Genomic DNA, 17,816 nt, shown 5'->3' with positions numbered 1-17,816 from the left:
TAAGTACCGAGTAATTACGATGAAGATCGACCTTTATCAAGTAGATGCGTTTGCCTCTAAACCCTTTGCAGGTAATCCTGCTGCTGTTTGTCCGCTGAAAGAGTGGTTAAGTGACACTTTGCTCCAAGCCATTGCGGCAGAGAACAACTTGTCGGAAACGGCTTTTTTCGTGCGCAGTGAAAACGGCTATCACCTTCGCTGGTTCACTCCATCGGTTGAGGTCGACCTGTGTGGCCACGCCACATTGGCGGCAGCCTGGGTTATTTTCCACGTGCTTGGTGAAACGGCGGAGGTGATTCGATTCGATACGCGCAGCGGGGAATTGTGGGTCAGCCGTGATGGCGAAGCGTTGGCGATGGACTTCCCAGCCAAAACGCTTGAGCCGCTGAATGAAAACAGGGAAGTACTTGATGCGTTGGGTTTGGATCGTGCCGAGGCAGTAATGATCTCAGACGATATCGTCGTGGTGATTGATGACGAAAGTTTGATTGATCAACTTCAACCCGATATGACCCGTTTAAAGCAGTTACCTGGGCGGGGCGTAGTCGTCACGGCAGCTGGTCGCGAGTTTGATTTTATCTCTCGTTGGTTTGGCCCAAAGGTTGGTGTGGAAGAAGATCCGGTCACTGGCTCGGCCCATACGTCACTTGCGCCTTACTGGTCAGCTAGACTCGGTAAAGCCAGTATGACTGCGCAGCAAGGCGGACAACGTAAAGGCCAGTTAGCGTGCGATATAAAAGGCGACCGAGTGCTGCTGAGAGGCCGGGTTGCACCTTATCTTGAGGGTGTCGTTACTCTATCTAATGAGTGAGTGCGAATTTTTGCTGTAACCTGCACTGGAGAAAAAGCACTAATACTGTCTCTGAAAGTGGCACCTGTAGCGGCCCTTGGCGATGCATATGCTAAAGTGCAGCCATGCTGTATTTCACTTGTTTCTGCATGGATGATGGTTTCCCGTGAGAACTGATAGCCGCCTTTCTCGTATGTTGCACGTGCTTTTGCACATTGCCCGCGAATCCCAGCCCATTACCTCTGAACAGATTGGTGCCATGCTGGGCACTAATGGGGCCGTGGTACGCCGCACTATGGCGGGTTTGCGCAAGGCGGGTTACGTGAAATCCGAAAAGGGCCATAACGGTGGCTGGCGCATTGCCTGTGATTTGCACAACGTAACCCTACTGGACATACATAACGCCGTGGGGGGGCCGCGCATTTTCGCTATTGGCACAGACCATACCAACCCCGATTGCGCAGTAGAGCAGGTAGTCAATGCAGCGCTTTTTGACGCCATGCGTGAAGCTGAAGCGCTGCTGATTGCCCGACTGGGCGCCGTCACGCTGGCAGCACTTGCCGAGCCGTTCGATGATATCGCCACGCGCAAAGGCTATCGTTTACCCGAGCCTTGATACCGGCGGGCTTTGCTGGCGCTAATCTCCAAATTGCATCACTGTTTGCTGACTATCGTGGTTGACCTGCGTATGAGCTTTATTGTATCAATAAAAGATACGTGATGACTTGGTAAAGCGATCAATACATACGAGGGCAGCAAGATGCAGTTTGATTCGATCATTATTGGCGGTAGTTACGCGGGCTTGGCAGCGGGTTTGCAGCTCGCCCGCGCCAGGCGCAGAGTGTTGGTGATTGACGCGGGGAGGCCACGCAACCGCTTCGCTCCACACTCTCATGGGTTTTTAACCCAGGACGGCACGCCACCTGCAGAAATAGCGGCAGAAGCCCGAGCGCAGTTGATGGAGTATCCAACGGTTGAGTGGCAAACAGGGCTAGTGGAGGCGGTAACAGGGGAGGCGAATAACTTCCAGGTTGTGCTGGTTGGTGGCCGCACCTATAAAGCCCGACGCATTATTCTGGCCGCTGGCGTTACTGATGAGCTGCCTAGTCTTCCAGGCCTAGCAGAGCAGTGGGGCAAGCATGTCTTCCACTGCCCTTACTGCCATGGCTATGAGCTGGGCATAGAGGGAATAGGAGTGCTGGCAACCTCCGAGCTTGCCATGCACCATGGCATGATGCTGCCCGATTGGGGAGCAACCACGCTTTTTCTAAACGACGCCTTTGAACCTAGTAACGAACAGCTGACTCAGCTGGAAGCTCGCGGCACGCGTATTGAGTGTGGGGCTGTCGCCCGTCTTGCCGAGACGGATAAGGGTGGTGTAGAGCTGATAATGCAGGATAGCCGCGTATTTGCTTTGGCAGGCTTATTTGTTGCGCCGCGCCTCCATCTCAGCCCGCTTGCGGTGCAGTTGGGCTGCGAACTCGAAGAGTCACCCATGGGGCTTGTTGTCAAAACCGATGCGATGCAGGCCACTTCCATCCCCGGCGTATTTGCCTGCGGTGATATGGCGCGCGCTGCCGGTTCGGTCACCTTTGCCGTAGCGGATGGGGCCATGGCGGGGCTTTCTACACATCGCACGTTGATGTTTGGCCTTTAACTCTTATACGCGCCTGTGATGCACCCACGGCGTGGGGCGACAGGATCAAGATGGATGCGTTATGTCTGGTGCTATAGTGGATTAGGCAAACCTTACTCTTGCAGATACTCCCCCGGCAGGCGTTCGGCCAGAAAGTCCATAAACAGCCGGGCGCGTTGGGATAGTGTGGCTTGGCGGTAGTAGACGGCATTGATGGCCTGCATTTGAAGTTCGGTATGACTGGGCAGTACATCGACCAATGCACCTGCCTTGCGGGGCTTGATGGTCATGAAGTCGGCAAGGCAGACGATCCCTTCCCCTTTAAGCGCTAGCTCAATCAGCGTGCTGCCGCTGGAGGCGGAGAGGGCGGGCGTAATATGTAAGCACTCACCATCGGCACGGCGCAGCGGCCAGTGGTTAAGGTGTTCAAGCTGGCTGAAACCGAGCAAACTATGGTGCTCAAGGTCTTCAATACTTTGAGGAGTGCCCGCGCGCTCAAGGTAAGCAGGGCTTGCCAAGAGGCGAAGCGGGCTATGGCCCAGGCACCGTGCATGCAGAGAAGAGTCGTCCAGCTTGCCAATACGGATGGCGAGGTCCACACGCTGTTCCAGCAGGTCAATAAAGCGGTCGTGGGTATCCAACTGTAGCGTTATGCCTGGGTAGCGGGCACGAAACTCACCAAGTACCGGCACAATGACAAACTGCATAAAGCTGGGCGCGGCGTTCACCCGTAGCCGCCCTTGAGGTTGGCCGTGGTGATGCTGAACGGACTCTTCCGCGGCTTCTACCGCCGTTAGAATACGGCGGCAGTGCTGTAAAAACGTTCCTCCCTCTTCAGTTAGCTCCAGGCGGCGGGTGGTTCGTCGTAGCAGGGTGGCGCCAAGCTTGCGCTCCAGGCGGTTAAGCGCTCGGCTGACGCCCGATACCGTAATGCCCAGCCGTTCGGCGGCGCCGGTGATCGAACCGCTGTCCACCACGGTAATAAATGCTTGCTGCTCTTCAAGCGTGGTTTTCATGAGCGTTGTTCTTACCTGTTCAGGTTAAACACGGTTGTTGATTTTATATCAAAAGTCTCTTGCCAGTAGGCGGGTTTTTCCATGTTTTTAAGCATCCCATAATAGGCGGCATTCAAGCCATGTTGATAGGACTATCGCCCATCGGCAGGCAAAGCTATCTATTGGGTAAGAGGTTTTTAACGATGAAGATTCTGTTAATCAATGGCGGCAAGCCGTTCGCACATTCTGGCGGTGAGCTCAATAATACCCTGCATGATGTCGCATGGCGTACGCTCGCCGAGCTGGGCCATGAAGTTCGCGAGACGGTAATTGAACAGGGTTACGAAGTCGAGGCCGAGGTGGGAAGATTCCTCTGGGCGGACACCATCGTCTATCAGATGCCGGGTTGGTGGATGGGCGCGCCCTGGAGCGTTAAACGCTACATTGATGAAGTCTTCACCGCCGGGCATGGCTCGCTATATGCCAGCGACGGCCGCTCACGCCAAGACCCCACCAGGCAGTACGGCAGTGGCGGCTTGTTACAAGGGCGTCGTTATATGCTGTCGCTCACCTGGAATGCGCCGCTGGCTGCCTTTGATGAGGTAGGTAACTTCTTTGAAGGGCGCGGTGTCGATGGCGTTTACTTCCCGTTCCATAAGTCTCAGGAATTTGTTGGCCTGGAAGCGCTGCCTACGTTTATCGCCAACGATGTGATCAAGGCGCCAGACGTTGCACGTGATATGGCCGCTTATGCTCAGCACCTGACGCGTCTGTTCGGCTAAGTGAATTGATGTTATTACGGGATTAGCGATCTTGTACTTCTTGAGTAAAGTGCTTGGCCGGCGGTTTCGACGGGCGCTGAGGGCGTTCTGCCATAATGTGTGCCAAGCGCTCAAGGGGTAGCTCCAGTCGCTCAATCAAACCTTCCAGAAGTACACGGCGATCAGCGGGTACATCACCGTAACGTTTAATGGCCTCTTCCAGCTGTTGGCCTGCGGCGTGAATGCCCTGCGGCTCTCGTCCATTTGCGCTCTCTTCAAAACCGTTGGCCAGCGCATGCAGCAGGTTTTGGTGTGCTTCACGAATTAGCGAATGCGGAGCATCATCAAGCCGGTCGCGCAGACGCAGCGTGGCCGTACCCAGGTCAAGCCCGGTCAGGCCGAGTATAAACAGGTGGCGCTGCTCTTCGGGAAGTATGTCGTCGTGCTGGGCCAGCTGCAGAAGGCGGTCGGCCATGTGGCCACTGAACCGGGTTTCGGCATCGCGAATGGAGCGCCGCCGCAGCCCATGAATATCCAGGGATATCGCCTTGATCAAACGCCGCCGTCTTAGCCTTGTGCCCAAACCTGGCAGTAAACGAAAGCCCATCATGACACACGTCAGCCCAATGACGACGGCCACTGCTCGGTTGGCAAAACTGTCAAATGAGAAGTCCATGCCATTACCGGGCATGGTGAGCATGATATTGAAAATGGTGAAGGAGAGGCAGTAACCCATGATCGCCGGGTTGGTCGCGCCCAGTAGCCCTAAAAACAGCGGGGCACCGAAAATCATCGCCAGCATGGGAAAGCCGTGTGCTTGGGAAAGCAGTACGTGGCCGAATAAAAAAGCGCTGGGGATAGCGGCCAGCATGCCTTTGTAGAACATCATGGTGATCATGACAGGGTTATCGCGGCTGGCAAAAAAGGCCGAGAACAGTGTGCCCAGCATCATGGCGATCATCGCACTTTGCCATGCTGTTACGATCCAAAACACAGCAAGCAGCGCGAATACCAGCCCTGCGCATAAGGCGTTAATGCCGGCGGTCAGATGGTCGCGGTGCCAAGCCAGCGGTGATGAGCGAAGCGTGTGGCGGGTGGGGGAGGCTATCGCTTCGCGAGCGTCGAGCATGATCATCGCATGGCCAATCGATTCGCGTAGCCCTAGGCGTAAGCGGCGATCAAGCGGCGCTAATGCGCTACTTTCATTGCTTTCATGAACCAGGTAGCGTAACGCCTGGAGCTCTTTTCTAGCCTGGGGAGCGCCTTTTACGTGCTCCGCCTCACGCAACCCCTTCGCGACCTGACAGGCAAGTGTGAGGCTTTGCGGATCAAGCCGATCAGCATGGTCGTGCATAAGCTGATGAAGCGCCTGCACGTTAGCGAAAAAGCGCAGCGTACGCCGTGTAAGCACATGGGTGGCGCGAACCCGGCCAGCACCTTCCGGACCTTCAAAACGCGCGGCTTGGCTATCAGTTTCCAGCAGAGTGAGTGGCCCCAGGCTACCGCGCAGTGCAGTTTGCATGGCCTCGATATCATCGCTGGCCTCAAGGCGCAGAGCGGCATGTTCGAACGCCTGGTTAATCACCGTGTCGGCTTGGGTTGCCAAGTGAGTACCTACATGCGAGGGCCATAACAGCGAGCTGACCAGCATGGCGCAAATGGCACCCAGCCCCAGCTCGGAAAGGCGCGCTACGGCAATATCAAAAATGCCAGCGGGCGTACTGTTGCTGGAAATCACCACAATCAGCATGGCGGTAACCGCCGCCATCAGGCAGCCGTAGGTGTAGTTGTTACGCCAAAGTGATCCCACGTAGGTGCACAGCATGATCCAAATAGTTAAAAAAAGGAGCGCCGGGACCCGTGCCTGGGCAAACAGGGCCATGATGACGATGCCCGCAACGGCACCGATAAACGTACCACCCAGCTGGCAGATGCCTTTCTCGATCACCATGCCGCTCATCGGGCGGATCTGAAGAAACGCCGCTGACATCAATGCCCAGTAGGGGCGCTCCAGATCGAAAAAAAGCGCGATGTAAAGTGCGAGCATCATCGCCAGGGTGGTCTTGATGGCAAACTTGACCGCCGTGGCGTCAGGCATCAAGTAGGTTTGAACGAACGGCGACATGGTTTAGTCAGCCTGTTGGGCGGGATGAACACGTACGGTGGCTGTCATGCCTACGCTGAGTAGCATTTCATCGGGAACCTCATCCAGCGTTATACGTACCGGAATACGCTGCGCCAGCCGCACCCAGTTAAACGTGGGTTGTACCTGCGGCAGCAGTTGCTGATTCAGGTTGGTGTTACTGTCGGCAATGCCGCGACCAATACCGGCAACATGGCCATTGAGATGAATATCACCATTCATCAATATCACATCGACAGGGTCACCCACGCTGATCGACGCCATTTTGGTCTCTTCAAAGTAGCCCACCACGTAGTAAGAGTTATCGCTGATGATGGCCATCACCGAGCTGCCGCGGTTAACGTAGTTACCGGCTGAAAACTGCATGTTTAGTACGTGGCCGCTTACCGGTGCGGTTATTTGAGTGCGTTCTAAATCAAGCTCAGCGCTTGCCAAGTCGGCTTGGGCCTGCTGTAAATCGGCGGCGGCAATTCGTGAGTTGATCTGGGCGACCTGTTGGTCTTCGGCGCTAATCGCTTGGCTATTACGTAGCTGGTTGCGGCGACTTTCTTCGGCACGGTTAAGCTCTAACGTCGCGTCACGATGTGCAACCGTTGCCTGTGCTCTATCGACCGCTGCTTGGTAACGCGCATCATCAATCGTAAACAGAAGCTCGCCCTGGTCGACGTGATCGGTGTCCATCACATTAAGTGTTGTCACCCATCCGGAAACATCGGGGGTGATGGTGACCACCTGCGCATGAACGCGGGCATCACGGGTCCAGGGCGTATAAAGGTAGTAGTGCCATAGCCAAATACCGGCCGCAATGGCAATCGCTACAATAACCAGAGTAAGTAGAATACGGAGCGAGTTGCGCATCAGAAACTCTCTTAAGGGCTTTCAAGCAAAATGGTAAACACGTAGGTGATGCCAGCCGTCAGGATGACAAATAGCGATAAATCGAACCATGCCGCGTACCACAGCGTATGGTTTCCCAGCACCCAGTGCAGCAGTGTGCGGATGACCAGCGTGGCAACAAAGCCAAGCAGGGCATAGGCCAGCAGCGGGCTGAGATAAATGCCGCCGAATGCAATTTCCTGAAGACCCATAATACTCCTTCATGACGGCCGATAGCGTCCATCAAACGACCAAGATGAGCAGTCAATGAGGAGATAAGATGGTTTTTCTATCCAGTAACCTCATAAGCATCGTGCCCTCGCGTTAACTAAAAGCGCCACGTAATGCCGGCGATAGGTCCGCCCATTTCGATATCAATGAGTGAGTCTGTTTCATCGCGTTTAACCGATAAATGGCGATAGCCGCCTGAAAGGTAAAGCGTATCGCTGAACTGGTAGTTGAGTGTAGCGACAACTTGCCAGGTGTTTTTTTTCGACATATCCAGGCCGCCAATATCCGCATGAAGCAGTGTGGACCAGTTGGGCGCCCAGAGTGATCGCAGGCGTGCCGCCACAATAGGATCTACCCACTGTTTGGTTTTGGCGACATCAATGCCCAGCGCAGGAATGTTGATGTCGGTATCAATTTGCCAAGCACGTGCACCTGCCAGTAGATCAAGCTGCTGTGTCGGGGTCGTCATCACTTGATAACCCGCAGCGGCCGTTATAAAGCGCTGACGTAGCTTACTATTCGCGACAATGCCGAAGGGCAGCGTGCTTGCCTGGCTAAGGGAGGCCCATGAAATATCGCCAAAAAGTACTAAGCGATCCTGGCGTGCGGTGCCGGTCATGAAGAAGGCGCCATCCAAGTCATCCAAAATGCTGCTGAAAGAGCGTGAAGTACTAACGGTAGGGGCATTTTCAAGCGGGCGCACATCGCCTGCCAATCCGGCCATCCAGACATAGGGGGTAAGCTGAAACCGCCAAGCTTCCTCATTAATGTCATCAGCGTTGATGGGCAAGGCAAGGCCTGCTGCGATGATACCTATAATGGCTGAAAATGACCGTAATCGACGCATCTAAAGGTTCCCCTGCTGTGTTTTATTCGGTTTCCGCTCTTTTTTTGATTAACACGCTGCTTATCCCAACGCCGTTTTGGGGAGGCGTTTTATCGGCCTCGTTAGAGTAAGCTATAGTGAGGTTAGATGCTTTGCAAGTCGCTAATATGACCCTAGTCACACTGTTTTTTTACCCAACCTAGGCGACGCTATGCAGCTTTGTTGCAAGGCCTTACGAATAGGCATAACAGACCGACTCTTTATGCGTGAGGCGGTGGGCAGTATTGATATATTGCTGTTTAGGACTTCGCCTTGCGTCCTGCCTAAAGGTAGGCTGTACTTGATTTTTCACCTTCACTGACATGGATAGTCCAGTAACGCTGGATGTTAGTGCAGATCTTTTGACTCCCAAGTGAATATGGGGCTTATGAAAGCACACCGCTCGTGGCCTACATGGATGGTACTGGTAATTGTATTCGCGTTTTCTAACCTCTGTGCCGCGCAAACTCAGGGCGAAGAAGGCGAAGAAGCTACACAGTGGTTTACCACGGATGAACTGAATGTAGGGCTGGGTGAAGCGCCCGACGAGATTAACCGTATGTCGCCGAGGGAGGCGATTCGGAGTTTTCTTGAGCTGATTGAGGAGGAGGACTATCAGGGTGCCGCCCACGTACTGAATCTTGCCGAACTGTCACCAGAAGAGCAGCAGGAGCGTGGACATGTGCTGGCCATGCAGTTAGCTGAGGTATTTCGGCGCGGCGAGTGGCTGAGTGCGTCGAACCTTTCAGGCCGCCAGGATGCCGTTATCGAAGACACCACCGGCGAAAACCCGCTTGCTGGTGATCCGCGACGGGATATTGAGTTGGCCTCACTGCAAGCCGATGGTGAAGCTTACGACATTCGCCTGGGGCGATACCGAGTAGAAGACGAAGACCCCATCTGGCTAATCATGCCGGGAAGCGTTGCCTCAATTCCTTTACTCTACGATGAGTATGGCCCCTCCATGGTTGAGGAGTATATACCCGACCGATTTAAAACCACGTTCGGCTTTCTAATGGTATGGGAGTGGATTGCCGTTCCCGCCTTTCTTGTATTAATTGTACTGCTGGGCTGGGGCATCTACACCTTTGTGGGCCTAATGGCCCGATGGCTACCTTCTGGCGCGCCCAGTATTTTTGCCGCGCGTATCAAGGGGCCGATGTCGCTCATCGCCATGTCGCTTGTCACGCAGATGCTGCTTGAGTATGTCGTCTCTTTCTCTGCAGTGGCAATGACCACATTCCGTGTTCTGCTGATTACTGTTATGGCGTGGGGAGTCGGCACGATTGCGCTGCGTTTGGTGGACACAATCATGCTGCGCATGGCCCGGCGGCTAGTGGGGGAAATCGACGACACCAAACCAAAGGATGAACGTAGGCTTCTCACCACGCTCTATGCGGTACGCCGGGCCGTGATACTGGTGATGGTGTCGGCAGTGACTATCTACGTGCTAAGCCAGATCCAGCTCTTTGAGACGCTGGGCCTTTCATTGTTGGCCTCGGCCAGTGTGTTGGCGGTCTTGGTCGGTATCGCCGGGCAGACCGTGCTGGGCAATATTCTTTCATCCATGCAGTTATCGCTTGCCAAGCCGATTCGTATCGGCGATCTGGTGATTTTTGAAGATGAGTGGTGCTATGTGGAAGGTATTTTCTATACCTTTATTCGGCTGCGGGTGTGGGATGATCGGCGAATCGTTGTTCCGGTAACGTACTTTGTCTCCAAGCCTTTCCAGAATCTGTCGGTCAAGAGTGCGAAAATGTACCGTAGTATGGAGCTGATTCTGCATCTAAGCACCGATATTGCGTTATTGCGCAAAACGTTTCTAGAGTATGCCCAAGAAGAAGATAGCGTCATTGAGCACCATAAACTCCTGTGTTACGCGACCGGGCAAACGGCGACAACGCTGGTGATTACCTGCTACTTCGTGGCTTCTGATCCCATGTCGGGCTGGACCGCTGAAATGAATATCCGGGAAAAGCTGCTGACCTTTATACGTGAAGATCATCCCGATTGGTGGCCAAGAGACGTTATGGTGATTAGCCATCAGGACGTCGCTCGCGCGGAAGGCACCAAGCCCCACAAAACAATTATGGGGACAAGCAGTGAAAAGCCAGCCACACACTCTGAGCCGCGTAAGGAAGAGTAACCTTTGTGAAAATGGGGCACTAGATATGGATCTCCAAGAAATGGGCCTTTTCCGACCGTCTTTGTTGCCGGAAAAAGCCCGCTTTTAAAACGCCACCACCCGCGGTTTTGGGTAAACCAGCGGGCGGGCGTTAGCATATTTCTATGCAGTGAGACGTTAAGGTGTCGCTACTTAAGCGAAGATGCGGAAACGTTCTTCGTCATCCATAAATGTCTTCTCGCCTAACGGCGCCTCATGAGAGCCGAAGGGCATTTGCGCACGCAGTTTCCAGGAAGCTGGCAGGTCCCAGGTTTCAAATACGGCGTCGTCGATAATCGGATTATAGTGCTGCAAGCTGGCACCGATATCGGCCTCGGCAAGGGCGGTCCAAACGACAAACTGGGCGATGCCCGTGGCGTGTTCTGACCAGGCAGGGAAGTTGTCGGCGTAAAGTGGAAACTTCTCCTGCAATCCTTTGACAACGTCCTGATCTTCAAAAAACAGTACGGTACCCGCGCCAGCGGAAAAGCTATTGATCTTTTGCTCGGTCGGCGCAAAGGATTCAGCAGGCACGATGGCACGCAGCGTATCCAGCACCAGTTGCCAGAACTTGTCGTTCTGCTCGTTGAACAGAATGACTGCGCGCGAGCTTTGGGAATTGAAGGCAGTGGGTGCCAGTTTCACCGCTTCCTTGATCAGGGAAGTGGCGTCGGTTTGACCGATGGAAATGTTTTTACCAATAGCGTATTGACTACGACGTTGCTTGTAAATATTGATAGCTGGGTTGGACATAAAGCATTCCTCTTTTAGTGGGTAGGAGCCTTTACGAAGCAGTAATTCCATAGGACTATTAGCTTAACTTAATACACATTTGTTCTGGATGCTATAAGTAAAAATTATCGGCTCGGATAAAAAAGCGCTTCTTCACACCCGTAATTAAGCCTTTGAAACCAGGCAGTTCTTTTAGACACTGCCTGGTTTCTACAGCGCTAATGGGAGCCCATTATTCACGGTTGGGCTACTGTAGCGAGGGCTGCTCGCTTTCGGTTAGTTGTTCCTGCGCCAAGCGTTTGGCACCGGCGATATCAGGCTTCCCGGAACCCAGTTGCGGTAATTGATCAACGGTGAACCAGTGGCTGGGAATCATTAGCGATGAGACACCCTGGCCGCGTAGGGCCGTTCTGACAGCCTGTGCATCAAGCGGAGTTTCCGAGAGCAAGACAATACGCTCGCCTTTATGAGCATCCGGTATGTTGACCGCCATGATGGCGGTATCGGGGTCGGCAAGCGTAGCTTTAACAGCCTGCTCCACCGCGCCGAGGCCAATCATCTCACCGCCAATTTTAGCGAAGCGTGAGTAGCGATCAACAATGGTCAGAAAACCATCTTCATCCAGATAACCCTTGTCTCCGGTGATATACCAGCGCTGGTCGTTGAGATTGCACACTACCTTGGCGGTACGTTCAGCATCGTTCAGGTACCCCTGCATGACCTGCGGCCCGCTAATCAAAATCATGCCTGCTTCGTCAGTGGAAAGCTCTTCAAAACTCTCCGGGTCAACAATTTTGAAACTCGTGCCGGGTAGCGGCATGCCAACCGTGCCTATATTGGCCCCCCGCTGCACTTGCAGGTAGTTTACATCCAGCGTATCGGGAAGATTAACCGCCGCTACCGGCGAGGTTTCGGTTGCGCCGTATCCTTCATAAATCAGCTTATGAAATTTAAGCTGGAACGCGCTGCGTACGCTGTCGTCGACCTTTTCCGCCCCGGCTACTACCACTCTGATGCTATCCAGCATGAGCGGATGAACATTGGAGCTGCGAGTGAACAAGCGCAGAAACGTCGACGTGCCACACATAATGGTTGCCCGGTGCTTGGCAACCGCTTTCGCAATACCCGCCGCATCGGTCGGGTCGGGGTGGCACACCAGGGGCAGGCCCTCAATTAACGGTAAGAACTGAGTAACCGTGAGGCCGAACGCATGAAACAGCGGAAGCGAGCCCATCATGACGTCGTTATGCTCGGTATTCAGCGCGTCGGATGTTTGCTTAACGTTCGCCATTAGGTTGCGGTGGCTTAACATCACGCCTTTTGGCTGTCCTTCGCTACCGCTGGAAAACAGGATGGCGGCGGTGGCCTCGGCATCATGTGCTCGGCAGTAGCAGAGGCGCAGCAGCCAGGTCGGCAGCAAGCGGACGCTAAGCCATGTGCCTAAGCGTTCAGCCCGGCCCATGGAGGCTTGTAGTGTTTCCAGGTAAACAACGTTTTGGTTGGCAAGTAACGCCGATACATCAAGCCCACGGGCGTTAAGTTTTTCCACGAAACGCGTAGACGTGAGAACGGTATCTATCCCCGCTTGCGAAAGGGCCGAAGCCAACGCATCGCCGCTGGCGGTGTAGTTAAGGTTGACCACCGTTTTTCCCGCCAGCAGTGTTGCCATATTGGCGAGTACACCCGCGCTACTGGTAGGCAGTAACAAGCCGATGTTCTGCGCTTTGCTCTGTTTACGGATGCGCTTGGCCATCAGAATACTCGCCGTGAGGGCTTTAGCGGCACTCAATGGGCGGCTGATCGTGTCCGTGAGCGCCAGCTTTCCTGGGCGGCGTTTTACGCTGCGTATCCAGGCATCCGGCAGGGTGTGCAGGTTCTCCATCGAGAGCTGCCAGGAGCGGGTAGCCTGCTCAAAGATGCGTCGCTTGAGTACATCGGCTGGGGTCTCTTTTGGCAGCGCTTGGCCAAAGACCACAACGATAGAGCGGTGTAGCGGTGCATGGCGTAGCTCTTTAAGCTTGCTGGAAGAGTGCGAGAACTGGCTGCCCCATAGCCCACGTAGATAAAACGGAACGATTTTTACGTCGGGATTGGCCATTTTGCAGGCCCGCTCATAGCCTCGGCGAAATTCGCCCAGCTGCCCGGTGCGGCTGATAGCACCTTCCGGAAACAGGCAGACCACTTCACCTGCGTTGAGCAATTCGGCAACGCTATTAAGTGCCCGCTCGGCGGCAGCGCCGCGCTCAATGGGGATACAGCCCAGTGCTTTAAAAAACCAGCGCAAATACCAGCGCTGATAAATGCTTTTCAGCATCACAAAACGCACCGGCCGAGGGCTTGCGATCTGCACCATGGCCCAATCAATCCAGCTGATATGGTTGCCCAGTAACAGCACGCCGCCTTGGGCAGGCAAGTTTTCCAAACCGTAAACATCAACGCGATAGCGGCGGGTCAGCAGAAAGCCCAGTAAAAAACGCACCAGACTTTGGGGCAGTTTTATAATGGTGTAGCCACCCCCTATCATCGCTACGCTAGCGATCACAAGTAATAAATAGTGGCTATCCACGCCCGCCAAAGCAAACAGCGCCGTGAGCGCCAAAAAGCCCAGCATGGCGATATTTTGAATCCAGTTATTGGCTGCCAACACCGTGCCCAGCTCGTTATCCGCAGCGTGGAACTGGATCAGGGCGTTGAGCGGCACAATAAACAGCCCGCCCATTAAACCGATAAACACAAAGTTCAGCGCTTGGCTGAGTGGCGTTGTGAGTAGCGGTAAGCACCATAAACCAACGGCAACGCCCAGAGCGCCCACCGGAATTAAGCCGGTTTCAATACGGTTGCGCGAAAGACGACTGGCCAGCACCGAACCCAGCGCAATACCGATGCCGCTAGCGGCGAGAATGCCTTGCAGCACCAGCGTGTTATCAATGCTGAGCGCGGATTTGGCGTAGGCAGGAAAGGCGGCTAACAGCACTTGGCCAACAGACCAGAAGGTGGCAAGGCCGATAATCGACAGTCTTAACACGGGCTGGCGTGCAACGATGCGCAGATTATCTTTAAGCGCGCTGCCTTTTATATAGCGCTTCCAGGTCAGCGGTGTGCTGGGCGGCTGTGGGGTATCCAGTGGTAGACGATAAAGCGCCACCACCTGAATGATGCTATTGAGCACTAATAGCCAGCCTAGCGGAGCAATTTGGCGCAGCAACTGCTCAGGGGGCTGGTTGGCCAAGGGGGTCCATGCTTCAAAGAAGGCAGTAAACACCACCGTGCCCGCTAAAATGGCACCAATGGTAACGGCCTGGACGATACCGTTCGCTTCGGCCAAGCGGGGTTTTCCAAACAGCGTTTTGACCATGCCGTATTTGGCAGGTGAGTAAAAGGCTGACTGTATCGCCAGCAGTAGCGTCATCGCAAAAGCCAGCCAAAACCAGCCTTGATAATAAGCCGCCGTAATGCCTAGTGATACCACGACCGCTGCCCACGCCGAAACGCGTAGGATACGTACTTTGGGATAGGTATCAGCCGCATGACCTGATGGGCTAAATAGTGCAATGAACGGGAGCAGGATTAACCCGTTTACCAGCGCAGTAAGCACTATTTGGGTGGTGCCATCGTAGCTTTTGAAGATCGAATTCTGAATAACGATCTTATGCCCCAAGTCGAGAAAAGCATTAAGAAAGATAGCGATGAAGTAGGGCCATGCGCCCTTCATCTGTAGCACTCTTTGCATGTTCACTAAGCCTTATAAACCCCTTTAGATGGTAGCAATCTGTCCAAACCAGGCCTTGGGTGCAACCTTGTTAGACCAGGTTGTGTTATACGTGCTTTAAAGTATCATTATTTGCTACGTTGAGGTGTCTGGAGGCGCTTATGTCCCAAGTGGGGTGTTTAATTGATACGTTGAAGCGCCAGCTTCGTGCTCAGGGTAAAACCTATGCCGATGTGGCTCAGTGGCTGGGCCTAAGCGAGGCGTCCGTTAAGCGTCTGTTTGCTGAAAAGCACTTTACCCTGGCGCGGCTTGAGTGCATCTGTGATCAACTCAATATCGAATTTGCCGAGCTGGTACAAGCCATGCAGGCAGAAGAGCTACGGCCCCAGCAATTGACCCAGGCTCAGGAGCAGAGCATCGTTGACGATCGTGAGCTATTTCTGGTCGCTGTCTGTGTTGTTAATGGCTATAGCTTTGACGAAATTCATCATCAGTATCAGTTAAGCGAGACGGAGTGTACACGTCAGCTGCTTAAGCTTGAGCGGCTAAAGCTTATTGAGTTGCTACCTGGTAATCGTATTCGCCGCCGCGTAGCTGCCAATTTCCGCTGGCGCTCTGGCGGCCCTATCCAGCAGTTCTTCCAAACGTATATTGCGAATGAATTTTTTCGCTCACGCTTTGATGGCGAAAGCGAGCAACTGCTGGTCCTCAATGGTCTGCTGTCCCGAGCAGGCAATGACGAGTGGCAGCAGATAATGCAGCGCCTGGCCAAGGAGTTTCACGCCCTGTGCGAAAGAGAAAGTAGTTTTCCTCTGCATAAGCGCTTTGGTACTACGTCGGTATTAGCGGTGCGCCAATGGAAATATGCGTTGTTTCAAGACTATACGCGACAGTTGGATCATTCTTAATGATATGGGGATGTATTTTGAAATGTCTCCGCCTCTTGGGTTATCCATTCGCTAAAGTGTGTGACCGCTTCGGGTGCGCCTCCGCTCGCCGGTAGAATAAGATCGTAAGCAAAGCGTGATACGAGCGCGTACTTCTCTTTAAAGGGACGTACTAACACACCACTAGCCAGCCGGTCGGCAATTAAGGGATAGCTTGCCAGTACTACGCCTTGGCCAGCAATGGCTTGGTCTAGCGCCAAACTATAAAGCGAGTATTGCATGGGGGTGGGTAAGTGGTGGTTTTTTACACCGACGCTATTAAACCATTCGCTCCAGCTCGGTACAGGACTGAAGGCCGGAGTATGCCGCTGCCATTCAACCGAAAGCAGCGGTTGTGCCAGCAAGTCTTCTGGCACCCTAATTTTATTTTTGAAAAGCAGCGCAGGCGAGCACACAGGAAATAGCACGTCTTCGAATAATCTAATGCTATTGACGCCTTGCCACGGACCTTGGCCATAACGCAGTGATAGCTTGGCACGGTTAGGCAACCACAGTGGTGGCGTTAAATTCGCATCGGCATCAAGCGATATATTGATACCGCGTTCACGTGCTTCGAATCGATGAAGTCGCGGTAGTAGCCAAAGCTGTAAAAAAGAAGGTGGCGCGCTAATAATCAGCTCAAAAGCTTCGCTAGAGCGCTGTGTGATATGTTCCACCCCACTTGCAATAAGTGATAACCCCGCCTGCACATCGTCGAGCAGCATTTTACCCGCCTCGGTGATTAACACGCCATTGGCGTGTCGCTCGAAAAGAGTGACGCCCAACCTTGCCTCTAGCTGTTTGACTTGGCGACTAACGGCACCAGGAGTAACGCTGAGCCGAGTGGCGGCTTTTTTGAAGCTGTTTTCACGAGCAGCCTCAGAGAAAGCACGCAGTGCATTAAGCGGTAGTCTTTCAATTTTCATAGCGTGAGTTTTACTAAGCCTAGGTCGGATAAGTAATCGTTTGTAGAGAGTTTCCTCTGCTGATGCAATAGCCGTCTTATTGCATAGCGAGGTCTACATGCGCAATCTTGAGCCAGATATAGCAACAAAGGTTTACCACAAGGACGTCGTTTTTGAGCGAAAACCCCTAGGGCGAAGAGCGGCATCGTTAATGCTTCTCTTCTGTCTGATATTAGGGTTTCAGCAGGTTGCTATAAAAGGGGTGGCTGAGGAAATATCGCCACTGTCTCAAATTGCTTTACGCTCTTTGCTTGCCGCTATGCTGGTAATACCTTGCGCGCTCTGGCAAGGCATTGGTTGGCGAGATGTGCGCGCGCATTGGCGGCCGGGGTTACTCGTTGGCTTAGGTTTCACGAGTGAGTTTGTCTTTTTGGCTTGGGGGCTTCATTACACGCTGGCTTCTCACATGTCTATTTTTCTCTATACGGCGCCTATTTTTGCGGCGTTAGGACTGCATTTAATGGTTCCGGGGGAGCAGTTGGCTCAACGCCAGTGGTGGGGTATTGGCTTGGCTTTTACAGGAATGGCCATTGCGATAGCGCCCGGTCAAGCGGGCAGTATGGATACGGAAATACTGATCGGTGACATGATGGGAATAGTGGCGGGGTTATCTTGGGCAGCGACGACGGTGGTGATACGCAGAAGCTCGCTTTCCGAGCAGCCCGCTGAACTCACATTGAGCTATCAACTAAGTGTAACGGCACTGCTTCTATTGCCAGCTGCGTTAATATCGGGGCAGTTAATGAGCGCTCAGTTTACCTCAATAGTCATTTTAAGCCTTGGTTTTCAATCAATTATCGTTTCCTTTGGCGCTTTACTACTGTGGTTTTCGTTATTGCGGAGCTATCGTGCCTCGCAGTTAGGCGTGTTCTCTTTTTTAGCACCGCTTTTTGGTCTGCTTTTTGGTACCCTACTGCTCAACGAGCCTTTGAGCTTTAACTTTTTAATCGGTGGTGTGGCTATCATGATCGGTATCGTGGTGGTAATGCGCTAACTACTGACTCATCCTTCGCTGAATAAAAT

15 protein-coding genes are annotated in these 17,816 nt (G+C 53.5%); 7 read left to right on the top strand and 8 right to left on the bottom strand.

What is annotated here, in order from left to right:
- Positions 1 to 19: 19 nt before the first annotated feature.
- The 3 genes from ACT3TC_RS04870 (at position 20) to ACT3TC_RS04860 (ending at position 2,447) form a co-directional block, all read left to right on the top strand.
- A complete protein-coding gene (locus ACT3TC_RS04870; protein ID WP_444639349.1) occupies positions 20 to 811 on the top strand; it encodes a PhzF family phenazine biosynthesis protein in 792 nt (263 codons plus the stop codon).
- Positions 812 to 956: 145 nt separating this feature from the next.
- Entirely contained in the window at positions 957 to 1,406 is a 450-nt protein-coding gene (locus ACT3TC_RS04865) for an Rrf2 family transcriptional regulator (RefSeq protein WP_444639348.1), read from the top strand.
- 144 nt (positions 1,407 to 1,550) lie between these two features.
- Positions 1,551 to 2,447, top strand: coding sequence for an NAD(P)/FAD-dependent oxidoreductase (locus tag ACT3TC_RS04860; RefSeq protein WP_444639347.1), 897 nt, complete (start codon positions 1,551 to 1,553; stop codon positions 2,445 to 2,447).
- 92 nt (positions 2,448 to 2,539) lie between these two features.
- Here ACT3TC_RS04860 and ACT3TC_RS04855 read toward each other — a convergent pair whose 3' ends face one another.
- Positions 2,540 to 3,442: a LysR substrate-binding domain-containing protein gene (locus ACT3TC_RS04855; protein ID WP_444639345.1), complete on the bottom strand. Its 903-nt coding sequence runs from the start codon at positions 3,440 to 3,442 to the stop codon at positions 2,540 to 2,542.
- 182 nt (positions 3,443 to 3,624) lie between these two features.
- On the opposite strand from ACT3TC_RS04855, the gene ACT3TC_RS04850 reads away from it, so the two are divergent.
- Positions 3,625 to 4,203, top strand: coding sequence for an NAD(P)H-dependent oxidoreductase (locus ACT3TC_RS04850; RefSeq protein WP_444639344.1), 579 nt, complete (start codon positions 3,625 to 3,627; stop codon positions 4,201 to 4,203).
- A gap of 22 nt (positions 4,204 to 4,225) precedes the next feature.
- Here the strand turns inward: ACT3TC_RS04850 and ACT3TC_RS04845 are convergent, their stop codons facing one another.
- The 4 genes from ACT3TC_RS04845 to ACT3TC_RS04830 all read right to left on the bottom strand — a co-directional run bounded on the left by ACT3TC_RS04845 (position 4,226) and on the right by ACT3TC_RS04830 (position 8,279).
- Complete coding sequence (locus ACT3TC_RS04845) at positions 4,226 to 6,307, bottom strand: FUSC family protein (RefSeq protein WP_444639343.1); 2,082 nt, start codon at positions 6,305 to 6,307, stop codon at positions 4,226 to 4,228.
- Between the two features lie 3 nt (positions 6,308 to 6,310).
- Positions 6,311 to 7,183, bottom strand: coding sequence for an efflux RND transporter periplasmic adaptor subunit (locus ACT3TC_RS04840; protein ID WP_087108141.1), 873 nt, complete (start codon positions 7,181 to 7,183; stop codon positions 6,311 to 6,313).
- 11 nt (positions 7,184 to 7,194) lie between these two features.
- Positions 7,195 to 7,413, bottom strand: coding sequence for a DUF1656 domain-containing protein (locus ACT3TC_RS04835; RefSeq protein WP_192526625.1), 219 nt, complete (start codon positions 7,411 to 7,413; stop codon positions 7,195 to 7,197).
- 116 nt (positions 7,414 to 7,529) lie between these two features.
- The gene (locus ACT3TC_RS04830; RefSeq protein ID WP_192526626.1) at positions 7,530 to 8,279 is read right to left on the bottom strand and encodes a hypothetical protein; all 750 of its coding nucleotides are present in this window, start codon (positions 8,277 to 8,279) and stop codon (positions 7,530 to 7,532) included.
- 406 nt (positions 8,280 to 8,685) lie between these two features.
- Here ACT3TC_RS04830 and ACT3TC_RS04825 point away from each other — a divergent pair, with 406 nt between their 5' ends.
- On the top strand, positions 8,686 to 10,443 hold the full coding sequence (locus tag ACT3TC_RS04825; RefSeq protein WP_444639342.1) for a mechanosensitive ion channel family protein: 1,758 nt from the start codon (positions 8,686 to 8,688) through the stop codon (positions 10,441 to 10,443).
- A gap of 171 nt (positions 10,444 to 10,614) precedes the next feature.
- On the opposite strand, the gene ACT3TC_RS04820 is transcribed toward ACT3TC_RS04825, so the two are convergent.
- A complete protein-coding gene (locus ACT3TC_RS04820; protein WP_444639340.1) occupies positions 10,615 to 11,214 on the bottom strand; it encodes a nitroreductase family protein in 600 nt (199 codons plus the stop codon).
- 226 nt (positions 11,215 to 11,440) lie between these two features.
- On the bottom strand, positions 11,441 to 14,923 hold the full coding sequence (locus ACT3TC_RS04815) for an acyl-[ACP]--phospholipid O-acyltransferase (RefSeq protein ID WP_444639339.1): 3,483 nt from the start codon (positions 14,921 to 14,923) through the stop codon (positions 11,441 to 11,443).
- Between the two features lie 140 nt (positions 14,924 to 15,063).
- Here ACT3TC_RS04815 and ACT3TC_RS04810 point away from each other — a divergent pair, with 140 nt between their 5' ends.
- A complete protein-coding gene (locus tag ACT3TC_RS04810) occupies positions 15,064 to 15,810 on the top strand; it encodes a helix-turn-helix domain-containing protein (RefSeq protein ID WP_192526630.1) in 747 nt (248 codons plus the stop codon).
- Here the strand turns inward: ACT3TC_RS04810 and ACT3TC_RS04805 are convergent.
- Positions 15,807 to 16,754 carry a LysR substrate-binding domain-containing protein gene (locus tag ACT3TC_RS04805; RefSeq protein WP_444639338.1) on the bottom strand — a complete coding sequence of 316 codons (948 nt, stop codon included), beginning with the start codon at positions 16,752 to 16,754 and terminating at the stop codon, positions 15,807 to 15,809. The genes ACT3TC_RS04810 and ACT3TC_RS04805 overlap by 4 nt on opposite strands.
- A 97-nt stretch (positions 16,755 to 16,851) precedes the next feature.
- On the opposite strand from ACT3TC_RS04805, the gene ACT3TC_RS04800 reads away from it, so the two are divergent.
- Complete coding sequence (locus ACT3TC_RS04800; RefSeq protein WP_444639337.1) at positions 16,852 to 17,787, top strand: DMT family transporter; 936 nt, start codon at positions 16,852 to 16,854, stop codon at positions 17,785 to 17,787.
- Positions 17,788 to 17,816 lie beyond the last annotated feature (29 nt).

This window comes from Halomonas sp. AOP27-A1-41 (genome assembly GCF_052378605.1).
Classification (GTDB): domain Bacteria; phylum Pseudomonadota; class Gammaproteobacteria; order Pseudomonadales; family Halomonadaceae; genus Vreelandella; species Vreelandella citrativorans.
The sequence above is the reverse complement of the archived record's forward strand: the minus strand, read 5'-3'. Positions and strand labels throughout refer to the sequence as shown.

Bases quoted from the DNA above. Each gene is read 5' to 3' on its own strand.
- ACT3TC_RS04830 (WP_192526626.1), bottom strand. From the start codon at position 8,279: ATGCGTCGATTACGGTCATTTTCAGCCATTATAGGTATCATCGCAGCA.
- ACT3TC_RS04845 (WP_444639343.1), bottom strand. From the start codon at position 6,307: ATGTCGCCGTTCGTTCAAACCTACTTGATGCCTGACGCCACGGCGGTC.
- ACT3TC_RS04840 (WP_087108141.1), bottom strand. From the start codon at position 7,183: ATGCGCAACTCGCTCCGTATTCTACTTACTCTGGTTATTGTAGCGATT.
- ACT3TC_RS04820 (WP_444639340.1), bottom strand. From the start codon at position 11,214: ATGTCCAACCCAGCTATCAATATTTACAAGCAACGTCGTAGTCAATAC.
- ACT3TC_RS04855 (WP_444639345.1), bottom strand. From the start codon at position 3,442: ATGAAAACCACGCTTGAAGAGCAGCAAGCATTTATTACCGTGGTGGAC.
- ACT3TC_RS04860 (WP_444639347.1), top strand. From the start codon at position 1,551: ATGCAGTTTGATTCGATCATTATTGGCGGTAGTTACGCGGGCTTGGCA.
- ACT3TC_RS04850 (WP_444639344.1), top strand. From the start codon at position 3,625: ATGAAGATTCTGTTAATCAATGGCGGCAAGCCGTTCGCACATTCTGGC.
- ACT3TC_RS04810 (WP_192526630.1), top strand. From the start codon at position 15,064: ATGTCCCAAGTGGGGTGTTTAATTGATACGTTGAAGCGCCAGCTTCGT.
- ACT3TC_RS04825 (WP_444639342.1), top strand. From the start codon at position 8,686: ATGAAAGCACACCGCTCGTGGCCTACATGGATGGTACTGGTAATTGTA.
- ACT3TC_RS04870 (WP_444639349.1), top strand. From the start codon at position 20: ATGAAGATCGACCTTTATCAAGTAGATGCGTTTGCCTCTAAACCCTTT.
- ACT3TC_RS04805 (WP_444639338.1), bottom strand. From the start codon at position 16,754: ATGAAAATTGAAAGACTACCGCTTAATGCACTGCGTGCTTTCTCTGAG.
- ACT3TC_RS04835 (WP_192526625.1), bottom strand. From the start codon at position 7,413: ATGGGTCTTCAGGAAATTGCATTCGGCGGCATTTATCTCAGCCCGCTG.
- ACT3TC_RS04800 (WP_444639337.1), top strand. From the start codon at position 16,852: ATGCGCAATCTTGAGCCAGATATAGCAACAAAGGTTTACCACAAGGAC.
- ACT3TC_RS04815 (WP_444639339.1), bottom strand. From the start codon at position 14,923: ATGCAAAGAGTGCTACAGATGAAGGGCGCATGGCCCTACTTCATCGCT.